8 protein-coding genes and 1 pseudogene are annotated in these 12,975 nt (G+C 68.9%); 2 read left to right on the top strand and 7 right to left on the bottom strand.

Annotated features, from left to right (window positions below):
- Nucleotides 1-184: 184 nt before the first annotated feature.
- From ACV22Z_RS30920 to ACV22Z_RS30910, 3 genes are all read right to left on the bottom strand, one after another.
- A complete protein-coding gene (locus tag ACV22Z_RS30920; RefSeq protein WP_448080041.1) occupies nt 185-4,030 on the bottom strand; it encodes a hydantoinase B/oxoprolinase family protein in 3,846 nt (1,281 codons plus the stop codon).
- Between the two features lie 279 nt (nt 4,031-4,309).
- Nucleotides 4,310-5,608 (bottom strand): MFS transporter, encoded by a 1,299-nt coding sequence (locus ACV22Z_RS30915; protein ID WP_448080040.1) that lies wholly within the window; start codon nt 5,606-5,608, stop codon nt 4,310-4,312.
- Nucleotides 5,609-5,821: 213 nt separating this feature from the next.
- Entirely contained in the window at nt 5,822-6,595 is a 774-nt protein-coding gene (locus ACV22Z_RS30910; RefSeq protein ID WP_448080039.1) for a putative hydro-lyase, read from the bottom strand.
- Between the two features lie 218 nt (nt 6,596-6,813).
- Here ACV22Z_RS30910 and ACV22Z_RS30905 point away from each other — a divergent pair, with 218 nt between their 5' ends.
- On the top strand, nt 6,814-7,746 hold the full coding sequence (locus ACV22Z_RS30905) for a LysR family transcriptional regulator (protein WP_448080038.1): 933 nt from the start codon (nt 6,814-6,816) through the stop codon (nt 7,744-7,746).
- Nucleotides 7,747-7,805: 59 nt separating this feature from the next.
- Here the strand turns inward: ACV22Z_RS30905 and ACV22Z_RS30900 are convergent.
- From ACV22Z_RS30900 to ACV22Z_RS30885, 4 genes and pseudogenes are all read right to left on the bottom strand, one after another.
- A pseudogene (locus ACV22Z_RS30900) lies at nt 7,806-8,456 on the bottom strand (LysR substrate-binding domain-containing protein); the annotation flags it as partial.
- 7 nt (nt 8,457-8,463) lie between these two features.
- Nucleotides 8,464-9,654, bottom strand: a complete 1,191-nt coding sequence (locus ACV22Z_RS30895) for a porin (RefSeq protein ID WP_448080037.1) — start codon at nt 9,652-9,654, stop codon at nt 8,464-8,466.
- Nucleotides 9,655-9,817: 163 nt separating this feature from the next.
- Nucleotides 9,818-10,600, bottom strand: coding sequence for an ABC transporter substrate-binding protein (locus tag ACV22Z_RS30890; RefSeq protein ID WP_448080036.1), 783 nt, complete (start codon nt 10,598-10,600; stop codon nt 9,818-9,820).
- Nucleotides 10,601-10,693: 93 nt separating this feature from the next.
- A complete protein-coding gene (locus tag ACV22Z_RS30885) occupies nt 10,694-11,863 on the bottom strand; it encodes a M20 aminoacylase family protein (RefSeq protein WP_448080035.1) in 1,170 nt (389 codons plus the stop codon).
- A 136-nt stretch (nt 11,864-11,999) separates the two neighbouring features.
- Between ACV22Z_RS30885 and ACV22Z_RS30880 the strand changes: the two genes are divergently transcribed.
- Nucleotides 12,000-12,953: a LysR substrate-binding domain-containing protein gene (locus tag ACV22Z_RS30880; protein ID WP_448080034.1), complete on the top strand. Its 954-nt coding sequence runs from the start codon at nt 12,000-12,002 to the stop codon at nt 12,951-12,953.
- Nucleotides 12,954-12,975: the final 22 nt, after the last annotated feature.

Raw genomic sequence — 12,975 nt, 5'->3', positions numbered from 1 at the left:
GGTCCGGGTCCGGGTCCGGGTCCGGGTCCGGGTCCGGGTCCGGGTCCGGGTCCGGGTCCGGGTTCGGGTCCAGGGCCGGCGCCGGCGCCGGCGCCCAAGCAGGCGCCGCATCGAAACGCAAACGCGCCCGGCCGCGTCGTTCGCGAGCCGGGCGCGTTCAGCACGCGTGGCGGGCGTCGTCCGTTCAGCCGGCGACTTTCCCGTACCCGCCGCCGCCCGGCGTCTCGACGACGAACACGTCGCCCGGCGCCATCTGCGCGCGGCCGATGTGGTCAAGCGTCACGACGGTGCCGTCCGCGCGCTCGATCGTGTTGCGGCCGAGCGCGCCCGCGTCGCCGCCCGCCGCGCCGAACGGCGCATGGATGCGGTTGTTCGACAGGATCGACGCCGTCATCGGCTCGAGGAAGCGGATCCGGCGGATCGCACCGTTGCCGCCGCGCCACCGCCCGCCGCCGCCCGAGCCCGCGCGGATGCGGTGCGAGTCGAGCCGCACCGGATAGCGCCATTCGAGCACCTCGGGATCGGTCAGCCGCGAGTTCGTCATGTGGGTCTGCACCGCGTCGACGCCGGCGAAGCCTTCGCCGGCGCCGCTGCCGCCCGCGATCGTCTCGTAGTACTGGTATTGCGCGTTGCCGAACGTGAAGTTGTTCATCGTCCCCTGGCTCGACGCGACGCGGCCGAGCGCGCCGTACAGCGCATTGGTGATCGCCGACGACGTCTCGACGTTGCCCGACACGACCGCCGCCGGATACACGGGATTCAGCATCGAGCGCTCGGGCACGATCACCGTCAGCGGCTTCAGGCAGCCTGCGTTCAGCGGGATGTCGTCGCCGACGAGCGTGCGGAACACGTACAGCACCGCCGCCATGCACACGGCCTTCGGCGCATTGAAGTTGTTGTCGAGCTGCGCGGACGTGCCCGTGAAATCGATCGTCGCGCCGCGGGCGGCGCGATCGACGCGGATCGCGACGCGAATCTCGGCGCCGTTGTCGAGCGGATAGCGGTAGTCGCCGTCCTGCAGCGCGCCGATCACGCGACGCACCGCTTCTTCCGCGTTGTCCTGCACGTGCCGCATGAACGCGAGCACGACGTCGCGGCCGAACTGCGCGACCATCCGGCGCAGCTCGTCGACGCCCTTCTGGTTCGCGGCGATCTGCGCGCGCAGGTCGGCCATGTTCTGCTCGACATTGCGCGCCGGATGGCGGCCCGACGCGAGCAACGCGCGCGTGTCGGCATCGCGCAGCACGCCGGCCGACACGAGCTGCCAGTTGTCGATCAGCACGCCCTCCTCGTCGATGTGCGTCGAATCGGGCGGCATCGAGCCCGGCGTGGTGCCGCCGATGTCCGCATGGTGGCCGCGCGAGCCGACGTAGAACAGCGGTTCGTCCGAGCCGTCCGCGAACACCGGCGTGATGACCGTCACGTCCGGCAGGTGCGTGCCGCCGTGGTACGGATCGTTCAGCATGTATACGTCGCCGTCGCGCATCTGCCCGCGGTTGCGTTCGAGCACCGTGCGGATGCTCTCGCCCATCGACCCGAGGTGCACGGGCATGTGCGGCGCGTTCGCGATCAGGTTGCCGTCGCCGTCGAAGATCGCGCACGAGAAGTCGAGCCGCTCCTTGATGTTTACCGAGTACGCGGTGTTCTGCAGCCGCAGGCCCATCTGCTCGGCGATCGACATGAACAGGTTGTTGAAGATCTCGAGCCGCACGGGGTCCGCTTCGGTGCCGAGCGAGCGGCGCGTCGGCAGCGGCGTCGTGCGCGTCATCACGAGGTTGCCCTGCACGGTCATTTCCGCACGCCAGCCGGGCTCGACGACGGTCGTGCCGTTCCTTTCGGCGACGATCGCCGGGCCGTCGATCGTGTCGCCGGCCAGCAGCGCGTCGCGCACGTACAGGGCCGCGTCGTGCCACTTGCCGCCCGAATGGAACCTCACCGTGGTGTCGGCTTGCGGCGTGCCCGTTTTGTCTGTCGCGCTCGTTGCGCTCGTTGCGCTCGTAGCGCTCGTAGCGCTCGTTGCGTCCGTTGCGTCCGTTGCGCCCGTTGCGTCCTTTGCGTCCTTTGCGTCCTTTGCGTCCTTTGCGTCCTTTGCGTCCTTTGCGTCCTTTGCGTCCTTTGCGTCCTTTGCGTCCTTTGCGTCCTTTGCGTCCTTTGCGTCCTTTGCGTCCGTTCCGCGCGGCGCGAGCGGCGCGACGTCGACCGGCGCGTCGGACCGGCCGATCGCCTCGACGGACGCAAGCTCCGCAACGAGCGGCGTGCCGGGCATCAGGAATGCATAGCGCTGGCGGTAGGCGGCCTCGAACGCCTGCTGCATCGCTTCGACGCTGCCGGCCGGCACCGCGAGCGCCGAATCGGTGCCCTGGTAACGCAGGTGCACGCGGCGCTCGGTCGCGATCCGCTCCGGCGGCACCCCCTGTTCGAGCAGCGCGCCGACCGCTTCGTCCGCCAGGCGGTCGAGCGCCGCGTTCAGCGTCGCTAGCGACGCATCGCACAGTACGGCCTCGACCGCGCGCTCGCGCATCGCGGTCTGGTCGGCCAGCCCCATCCCGTACGCGGACAGCACGCCCGCGAGCGGATGCGCGAACACCTGCGTCATCCCCAGCGCGTCCGCAACGCCGCACGCATGCTGGCCGCCCGCGCCGCCGAACGTCGTCAGCACGTACCGCGACACGTCGTGGCCGCGCTGCACCGAAATCTTCTTGATCGCGTTCGCCATGCTGCCGATCGCGATCTCGAGGAAGCCTTCGGCCAGCGCCTCGGGCGTTTCGCGCCGCCCGGTCGCCGCATGGATCTCGTCGGCGAGCGCCTCGAACTTCGCGACGACGCAGTCGCGGTCGAGCGGTTCATCCGCATGCGGGCCGAACACGCGCGGGAAGTAATCGGGCTGGATCTTGCCGAGCATCACGTTGCAGTCGGTCACCGTCAGCGGCCCGCCGCGCCGGTACGCGGCCGGCCCCGGGTTCGCGCCCGCCGACTCCGGCCCGACGCGCAGCCGCGCGCCGTCGAAACTCAGCACCGAGCCGCCTCCCGCGGCGACGGTGTGGATGCTCATCATCGGCGCACGCATCCGCACGCCGGCCACCTGCGTCTCGAACACGCGCTCGAATTCGCCGTTGAAATGGGACACGTCGGTCGACGTGCCGCCCATGTCGAAGCCGATCACGTGATCGAAGCCCGCGGCGCGCGCCGCGCGCACCATCCCGACGATGCCGCCCGCCGGGCCCGACAGGATCGCGTCCTTGCCCTGGAACGTATCGGCGCGCGTCAGCCCGCCGTTGCTCTGCATGAACTGCAGGTTCACGCCCGGCATTTCGCGCGCGACCTGCTCGACGTAGCGGCGCAGGATCGGCGACAGGTATGCGTCGACGACGGTCGTGTCGCCGCGCGACACCATCTTCATCAACGGCGACACCTCGTGCGACACCGATACCTGCGTGAAGCCGATGCGGCGCGCGAGATCGGCGAGCGCGCGTTCGTGCGCGGTGTAGCGGTAGCCATGGATCAGCACGATCGCGAGCGCGCGGATGCCCGCGTCGAACACCTGCCGCAGCGCCGTTTCCGCAGACGAAAGATCGAGCGGCGCGACCACGTCGCCATGCGCGCCGACGCGTTCGTCGATCTCCACGACCGTCTCGTACAGCGCCTCGGGCAGCGCGATGTCGAGATCGAACAGGCGCGGCCGGTTCTGGTATGCGATTCGCAGCACGTCGCGAAAGCCGCGCGTCGTCGCGAGCGCGGTGCGTTCGCCCTTGCGCTCGAGCAGCGCGTTGGTCGCGACTGTCGTGCCCATCTTCACCATCTCGACACGCTCGGGCGTGATCGGCTCGCCGGCCGCGAGGCCGAGCAGGTGGCGGATGCCGGCGACCGCCGCGTCGCGATACTGCTCGGGGTTCTCGGACAGCAGCTTGTGCGTGGTCAGCGAGCCGTCGGGCCGGCGCGCGACGATGTCGGTGAACGTGCCGCCGCGGTCGATCCAGAACTGCCAGCGCTGCGCGTCGGAGGAAACGGAAGGGGTGTGTCGGGTCGTCATGGCGATGGAATCTCTGCGTCGTTGAATCGGAAAGGCGAACGCCGGCCGCGCAGCGCGACCGCCGCGCGGCATCATGCGTATCGAATCGGAAACCGGATTTCGCTCGCGCGGCGCTCGGGCCGCGTTGGATCGCTGCGCCTGGTTGCTGCGCTTGGCTGCTGCGCTTCGCTGCTGCGCCTGGTTGCTGCGCTTCGCTGCTGCGTTCAATCGCTGCGCTTGGCAGCCGCATTCAACCGCCGCGTCGCCGAAGCGGAAATCCGTGAAGGGATCGGCCGGCGCTTACGCCGCGTCGAGTTCTCGGCCGCGCGTCTCGGGCAGCGTCAGCGCCGCGACGATCAACACGCCGTACGCGGCGACCGCGAAGATCCCGATGCTCGCGCCAAGGCCGTAGTGCTTCGACAGCGCGCCGATCAGGAACGGGAACAGCGCACCGACCGCGCGGCCGACGTTGTAGCAAAAGCCCTGGCCGGAGCCGCGCACTCGCGTCGGGAACAGCTCGGTCAGGAACGCGCCCATCCCGGAGAAAATGCCCGACGCGAAGAACCCGAGCGGGAAGCCGAGCCACAGCATCGACGCATTGGTCAGGTTCAGCGACGTGTACGCGAACGCGATCACCATCGAGCCGAGCGCGAACAGGATGAAGTTCGGTTTGCGGCCGAGGCGGTCGGTCAGGTACGCGCTCGTCAGGTAACCGACCCACGAGCCGACGATGATCGTCGCAAGATAGCCGCCGGTGCCCATCACCGTCAGGTGCCGCTCGGTCTTCAGGAAGGTCGGCAGCCACGTCGTGATCGCGTAGTAGCCGCCCTGCGCGCCGGTCGTCAGCAGCGCCGCGCGCAGCGTCGTGGTCAGCAGCTTCGGCGCGAAGATCTCGGTGAGGCGCGGCGTGTCGCTGACATCCGCCTGCACGGCCTTCTCCTTCTCGTAGACGTCCGGCTCCTTCACGTAGCGGCGGATCACGACGACGAGCAGCGCGGGCAGCAGGCCGACGAGGAACAGCCCGCGCCACGCATATTCAGCGGACAGCACCGAGAACAGCAGCGCGTAGAGCAGCGCCGACAGCCCCCAGCCGATCGCCCAGCCCGACTGCACGAGGCCGACCGCCTTGCCTCGGTCGCGCGCGCGGATCACCTCGCCGATCAGCACCGCGCCGGCCGTCCATTCGCCGCCGAAGCCGAAGCCCATCAGCGCGCGGGCGGCGAGCAGCTGGTGATAGTTCTGCGCGAGCCCGCATAGGCCCGTGAACACCGCGAACCACAGCACGGTGAGCTGCAGCGTGCGCACGCGGCCGATCCGGTCCGACAGGATCCCGGCGATCCAGCCGCCGAGCGCGGAAGCGAGCAGCGTCAGCGTGCCGATGAAGCCCGCGTCCGCGAGCGAGATGCCCCACGTCGCGACGAGCGTCGGGATCACGAACGACAGCATCTGCGTGTCCATCCCGTCGAGCATGTAGCCGACCTTGCAGCTCCAGAATGCGCGGCGCTCGCGCGGGCCGGCAACCGCATACCACGAGAAGAGTCCGCCGCGCCCGCCGTCTGCGGGGTCGGCGGCGGATGCCGTCAGGGTCTTGCTGTCCATCATGTCGCTCCTGTCGAAGTGCGCCGGAAGAACCGTCGTGTCGTCATGTGCCGCCGGATGCCGGGACGCGGATGTGCGTCGCCCTCCGGGCGGGCGGATGGTGTACGGTCACGGCGGTCGCGCCGCCGTGACGGAATCGGGATCGCGGCGGCCGCTGCTGTGCGAAGCTGGCCGCCCCGTGGACGGCCACCCTGCCTAGGGCCGCCCCGCCGGTCAAAACACGGCGAGCGATGCGTTCGTGATGTCGGTCATCAGCATGTGGCCCGGCGTATGCGCGATCGCGAGCGGCAGCTTCGCGTCCATCAGCGCGGTTTGCGGCGTGACGCCGCACGCCCAGAACACCGGCAGCTCGCCGTCGCGGATCGTCACCGCGTCGCCGAAATCGGGCGCACCGAGATCGCCGATCCCCAGTTCCTGCGGATGGCCGAGATGGATCGGCGCGCCGTGCACGCCAGGAAAGCGGCTCGTGATCTGCACTGCGCGGATCGCGTCGGCGCCGCGCATCGGTCGCATCGACACGACGAGGTTGCCGCCGAAGATGCCGGCGCGGCGGTTCGGAATCGACGTCCGGTACATCGGCACGTTGCGCCCTTCTTCGACGTGGCGCAGCCCGATGCCCTCGCGCGCCAGCATGTCCTCGAACGAGAACGAACAGCCGATCGCGAATACGACGAAATCGTCCTGCCACAGCGCGTCGAGCGCATCGACGCGCTCGGCGAGCCGGCCGTCGCGATATACGTTGTAGCTCGGCACGTCGGTGCGGATGTCGATGTCGCGGCCGAGCGCGTCGACGCGGAAGTCGCCCGGTTCGCCGACCGCGAGCAGCGGGCACGCCTTCGGATTCGCCTGACAAAAGCGCAGGAAATCGTGCGCGTACGCATCGGGCAGGATCGCGAGGTTCGCTTGCGCGTACGGGCCGCAATGGCCGGCGGTCGGGGCGCGGAATGCGCCGCGGCGCACGGATTGGCGGAATTCGGAAGGCGTCATGGTGGTCGGCGGCGAGTCGGGGTGTCGGGTGCGGGGGTCGTTACGAAGGCGCTGTCGCGTCATCAGATACGCCGAAGGATAGGAAAGAAAAAAAATGACCGCCAACGAGTTTTTTTGCGCTACGTGTATAGAATTCCTTAACAAGAAGCCGGGTTTCCCCCAGTCCCGTTCATTTTTTCAGCGGGGCAAGCTGCGCGCCCATCGCCTTGCCGACCGCCATGAACACGCGCTTTCTCGAGACCTTCGTCACGCTCGCCAAGCTTCGCAACTTCCGCACGACGGCGGCCGCGCTGCACGCGACGCCGGCCGCCATCTCGCAGCGCGTGAAGGCGCTCGAGGACGAATTGCAGACCGTGCTCGTCGATCGTGACAGCCGTGAATTCCGCCTGACGCCGAACGGCGAATACCTGCTCGGCTACGCGAAGGCCGTCGTCGAGGCGACGCAGCAGCTGCAGGCCGCCGCGTCCGGCGAAAGCGCACTGCGCGGCAAGCTGCGGCTCGGGGTGATCGAGACCGTCGTGCATAGCTGGCTGCCGCACTACATGCGGCGCCTCGCGGCCGATTGTCCGCAACTCGAAATCGACCTGACCGTCGATGTCAGCGTCGTGCTGCAGCGGCGGCTGATGGCGGGCGAGCTCGATCTGATCATCCGCGTCGAGGGCAGCGACGAGGCGTCGGTCGTCTGCGATGCGCTCGCGAACTATCCGGTGCGCTGGATCGCGCGCGCGGGCCTGCTGCCGAACACGCGCACGGGGCTCGCGCGGCAGGTGCTGCGGCAGCCGATCCTGACGTTCGGGCGCGGCACCGCACCGCATCGCGCGCTCGAGGACATCGTCCGCACGCTCGCGCACGCGCATGGGGTGCCGCTGTCGGATACGCGCATCACGGGCTCGCCGTCGATCTCGGTGATCGTGCAGCTCGTGCGCGACGGGTTCGGCGTCGCCGCTATTCCACGGCTGTTCGTCGATGCGCTGATCGAAAGCGGCGAAGTCGTCGAACTGCCGCTGCAGCCGTCGCCGCCGTCGATCGTCGTGTCGATGTCGCGGCGGGCCGACGCGCCGCGTTTCGTGCACGGCGCGTCGATCGCGGCGCGCGCCGCGTGTCATGAGTATTGCGAGAAGAGCAACCGGCGGCTCGTCGAGGCGCTGTGAGGGAAGGCAGTTCCTTCCGGCTGCAATTCGTGCGGGATGATCGACGCGCCACCCGGTGTCGCGCACGCCGCGGCGGCGTCTGCGATCGCCTGCAGATCGTCGAAGCGCAGGCGTGCGTTCACGCGAAACTCGCACGTGCGGCCGTCCTCGCCCACGATCGGCCACGGGAACACCTGCCCGCCGCGCGCGTACGCGATGCCGACGTGCGACGCGAGATCCGCGAGCCCCGACGGACGGCCGTGTCGCGCCAGATACGCAGGTGACGCGCAGATCCCCATCCGCTGCACGCCGAGCTGGCGGCCGACCAGCGCGGTCGTGTCGGCGAGCGAACCGATGCACACCGCGATGTCGAAGCCGTCGTTGACGAGATCCGCGACGCGGTCGCTGAATGACATCTCGACTTCGAGCCGCGGATGACGCTCGACCAGCCGCTGCATGACCGGCGCGATGCACTGCCGGCCGAACAGCACCGGTGCGCTGATGCGCAGGCGCCCGGACGGCTCGCGGCTGCCCGCGTCGAGCGCGGCTTCCGTCTCGCCGAGCTCGGCCAGCAGGCGGCGGCATTGCTCGTAGTACACGTGCCCTTCGTCGGTCAGGCTCAGATGGCGCGTCGTGCGCTGCAGCAGCCGCACGCCACTCAATGCGCCGACGGCATCGGCCCCACGCGACACGCAACGCATCACGCGGGGCCGCGCCGCATCGAGCGGCATCGTTCGCTCAGAACTTGTGCCGGATCCCCGCGTGGACCATCAGCTGCTTCGACGTCGACGACAGGTCCGCCGCGCCCGGAATGAGCGCCTGGTCGAGCGACGAGCCGGTCGCGTCTCCCGCGACCTTCTGGTACGCGCCCATCAGGTAGACGTCGGTGCGCTTCGACAGGTTGTAGTCGGCCATCAGCCCGATCGAATGGATCTTCGGCTTCACGTTGCCCGTCGTCGCGTCGTAGTGCGCGAGCGTGTACACGTACTGCGCGCCGACGAAGAACGCGGGCGTGAACTGGTATTTGCCGTTCACCTCGAAGTTCTGGTACTTCAGCGCGGTCACCGTGCCGCCTGCGAGCGGCCCCGTCACCGGCTGGATCGTCTCGTCGCCGAACAGGTAGCCGACGTTCGCGCTCGGGCGGCTGATGTTGCTGTTGGTGTACGCGAACCCGACCGTTGCAGGCCCGGCCGTGTAGTTGACGCCTGCACCGAAGATTCGCAGCCGCGACGACACGAAGTTCGCGTCGGCCCCGACCGAACCCGAGCCCGCGATCGCGCCGCCCGACGTCGCGCCGGGGTTGTTCGCGTTCAGGAACGCGGCGCCGACGAGCAGCCCGCCGTTCTCGTACTGCGCACCGACGCTCCACTGGCGGTTGTTCGCGAAGTTCGTGTCGTTGCTGAAGCTGTACGTGCCGCCGAACGAGAACCCGGAGAAATCCGGGCTCGCATACTTGACCGTGTTGTTTACGCGGAACGTATTGCCGGTGTTGTCGTTGTCGAGCGGATGCGAGAACGGATAGACGCCCCAGCTGCCGTTCGCGGTGGTCGGCGCGAGGTAGTCGACCACCGCATCGTATTGCCGGCCGAGCGTGAGCGTGCCGAAGCGCGTGCTGGCAACGCCCACGTAGGCCTGCCGGCCGAACTCGCGGCCGCCCTGCGCGAGCGTGCCGCTGTTGACGTTGAAGCCGTTCTCGAGCTGGAACACCGCGCTGTAGCCGCCGCCCAGATCCTCGGTGCCCTTCAGCCCCCAGCGGCTGCCCTGCGCGAATCCGCTCGCCATCTGCCACGCGCTGTGGCCGCCGACGTTGTTCGTATAGTCGATGCCCGCGTCGATGAGGCCGTACAGCGTGACGTTGCTCTGCGCGAACGCGAACACGGGCACGGCGCACAGCGCCGGCACGACGAGTCGAATCGATCTCCACTTCATTGTGTAATCCTTATTGATGATGTTGCGCGCCGAACCTTCCCGGCGCGCCGGCCGCCGTTTTCGCGACCGCTGTTCCCCTTGCCGCTTGCGGCGCGCCAGCTGTCACGCGCCTTGTTGCTCCGCGCGCGCCGCAATGGTGCGGCGGCGCCCCGGAACATTCCGCTTACTTCGCGCCGTAGATGTCGAAGTCGAAATACTTGTTGTTGATGCGCGCATACGTGCCGTTCGCGAGGATCGTCGCAAGCGCACGGTTGAACGCTTCGCGCAGGTCGGTATCCTGCTTGCGCAGCCCGAGGCCGTCGCCCTGGCCGAAGTACTTCACGTCGTCGATCGGCGCGCCGGCGAACGTATAGTCCTTGCCCTGCGGCTTCTTCAGGAACCCGTCGCTGGCCGCGATCGACGCCTGGAACGCCGCATCGAGCCGGCCCGTCACGAGATCGGCGTACACCTGGTCCTGGTTCTGGTACGACACGATCTGCACGCCGGCGCGCTGCCAGTTCGCGACCGCGTAGTCGGCCTGCGCGGAGCCCTGCTCGACGCCGACGCGCTTGCCCTTCAGCGATTCGGCGGTCGGCAGCAGCGGCGAGCCCTTGCGCACGACGAGCCGTGCCGGTGCATTCGAGATCCGGTTCGTGAACGCGATCTGCTGCATCCGCTTCGGCGTGATCGTCATCGACGACGCGATCACGTCGAACTTGCGCGCGAGCAGGCCGGGAATCATCCCGTCGAAGCTCGACTCCACCCACACGCAGCGCGCATGCAGCGCCTCGCACAGCGCATTCGTGATGTCGATGCCGAAGCCGGTCAGCGTGCCGTCCGGCAGCTTGTATTCGAGCGGCGGATAGGTCGGGTCGACCGCGAGACGAATCTCCTTGCCCGTCCAGTCACCGGCATGCGCCGCCCCTGCCGCCAGCGCCACCGCGAGCGCAGCCATCCACTGTTTCATCATGTGTCTCCTTGTGTGAACCGAATTGAACCCGTGTAAACCGAAACCGTCGCGGCATCCGGCGCCGCCTCCGTCCGCTGCGCGCGCCGCGCGTCAGCGGAGAAACCGTTCCGCCAGCGCGACCCAATAGCTCGCGCCGATCGGCAGGCACGCGTCGTTGAAGTCGTAGCCGGGGTTGTGCAGCGCGCATCCGGCGGCGCCGTCGCCATTGCCGATCGACAGATAGCTGCCCGGGCACGCATTCAGCATGAACGCGAAGTCCTCGCTCGCGGCGATCGGCTGCAGATGGTCGATGACGGCGTCGCTGCCGCCCCAGTCATGCGCGACCTGCCGCGCGAACGCCGTCTCGGCCGCATGATTGACGAGCACCGGATAGTCGTGGCGATAGTCGATCTCGGCTGTCGCGCCATAGCTCGCCGCCTGCCCCGCGACCGTCTCGCGGATGCGCCGCTCGAGCAGCGCGCGCACGTCGGCCGACAACGCGCGCACGCTGAGTTCGAGGTCCGCGTGCGGCGGAATCACGTTCGACGCGGTGCCCGCATGGATCGACCCGGCCGTGATGATCGCGAGATCCTGCGGGTTCACGTTGCGCGACACGATCGTCTGCAGCGCCATCACGATCGATGCGCAGACGACCACCGGATCGACCGTCGCGTGCGGCACCGCGCCATGCCCGCCACGGCCCGTCACGCGCACGCGCACCTCGTCGGCCGACGCCATGAACGCGCCGTCGCAGAAACCGATCTTGCCGGCCGGCAGGCCCGGCACGTTGTGCATCGCGAACACCGCGTCGCACGGGAATTGCGTGAACAGGCCGTCGTCGATCATCCGCTTCGCGCCGCCGAGCCCTTCCTCGGCCGGCTGGAAGATCAGGTTCAGCGTGCCGCTGAAGCGCGCCCGTTCGGCGATGCAGCGCGCGGCGGCCAGCAGCATCGCCGTATGGCCGTCATGGCCGCAAGCATGCATCACGCCGTCGATCCGGCTCGCGTACGGCAGTCCGGTCGTCTCGCGGATCGGCAGCGCGTCCATGTCCGCGCGCAGGCCGAGCCGGCGCCCGGCGCCGCGCGTCAGCGTGCCGACCACGCCCGTGCCGCCGAGGCCGCGCGTCACCCGATAACCCCATGTTGTCAGGCATTCGACAACGAGCTCGCTCGTCGCATGCTCGTCGAAACCGAGCTCCGGATGCGCGTGCAGCCGGTGGCGCAGCGCGGTCATTTCCGCTGCGATTGCCGCCATTTCAGGATAAATACGTTCCGGACCCAACGCCGCCACTCCTCGCTTCCGTTGCTCTGCCGATCGCCGGGACGGCGAATCGTGGAAGGATCGTATGCGGCGAAAATCCGCTGGAACAGTCCCGGTTTCGTTATGATGACAACCTTTCGTTGTCGGGCTTGTCACCATGAAGCTGCATCAGCTGCAGGCGCTCGTTGCGAGCGCGGAAGCGGGGAGCATTCGCGGCGCGGCGCGCGCGCTCGGGCTGTCGCAGGCGGCCGTCACGCGTGCGCTGCGCGAGCTGGAGGCCAGCGAGCGCCTGCCGCTGCTCGTGCGCGCGCCGGAAGGGATCGGCTTCACCGACTACGGCCGGGCATTGCTCACGCACGCGAAGCTCGTGCTCAAGCAGCTCGAACACGCGCAGAGCGATCTCGCGAAAATGCGCGGCCGCGTCGAGGGGCGCCTGAGCGTCGGCGTCACGCCGTGGCTCACGCTGACGTTTCTTGCCGAGACGGTGCTGCTGTTCCGCGAGCGGATGCCCGACGTGCGCCTCGAACTGTATGAAGGATTGATGGCCGTCACGCAGCCGCTGTTGCGCGACGGCAGCATGGATTTCGCGCTCGGGCAGGTGCAGCCGGGCGCCGCCGCGCAGGAGTTCGCGTGCGAGCCGGTGCTGACCTACGAGACGTCGGTGATGGTGCGCGCCGGCCACCCGCGCGAGCGCGCCCGCTCGGTCCACGACCTGCTCGACCAGGACTGGGTGCTGAACTTCACGGCCGACGGCCAGGCCGCGCTCGTCGATTACCTGTTCACGCAGCACGGCGCGCAGATCGACGAGCGGCGCATCGTCCGCGCGCAGTCGGTCGCGATGCTGCAGACGATGCTCGAACAAGCCGACATGTGTACGTGGTGCCCGTCGATCCTCGCCGCCGTGCCGCCGTTCGGCGAGCGGATGCGCGCGCTCGCGCTGAAGGAAACCTTCGAGCCGCGCGACCTCGGCATCGTCACGCGCCGCAGCAGCACGCTGAGCGACGCGGCGCGCTGCTTCATCGACTGCCTGCTGCTGGTGATCCGGCGGCATGCGCGCTCGGCGCGCAAGGAGGACCTTGCGCTGTTCCGCACGCTGACGCTGCTGATCTGACGCGGCTCACTCACTGCGCGTC

It is taken from the genome of Burkholderia sp. PU8-34 (genome assembly GCF_053427725.1).
Note: the sequence above shows the minus strand (reverse complement) of the source record. Positions and strands in the feature narration are given on the sequence as shown.

Excerpts from the sequence above, each read along its gene's own strand:
- ACV22Z_RS30915 (WP_448080040.1), bottom strand. The coding sequence starts at position 5,608 with ATGGACAGCAAGACCCTGACGGCATCCGCCGCCGACCCCGCAGACGGC.
- ACV22Z_RS30920 (WP_448080041.1), bottom strand. The coding sequence starts at position 4,030 with ATGACGACCCGACACACCCCTTCCGTTTCCTCCGACGCGCAGCGCTGG.
- ACV22Z_RS30890 (WP_448080036.1), bottom strand. The coding sequence starts at position 10,600 with ATGAAACAGTGGATGGCTGCGCTCGCGGTGGCGCTGGCGGCAGGGGCG.
- ACV22Z_RS30905 (WP_448080038.1), top strand. The coding sequence starts at position 6,814 with ATGAACACGCGCTTTCTCGAGACCTTCGTCACGCTCGCCAAGCTTCGC.
- ACV22Z_RS30880 (WP_448080034.1), top strand. The coding sequence starts at position 12,000 with ATGAAGCTGCATCAGCTGCAGGCGCTCGTTGCGAGCGCGGAAGCGGGG.
- ACV22Z_RS30910 (WP_448080039.1), bottom strand. The coding sequence starts at position 6,595 with ATGACGCCTTCCGAATTCCGCCAATCCGTGCGCCGCGGCGCATTCCGC.
- ACV22Z_RS30895 (WP_448080037.1), bottom strand. The coding sequence starts at position 9,654 with ATGAAGTGGAGATCGATTCGACTCGTCGTGCCGGCGCTGTGCGCCGTG.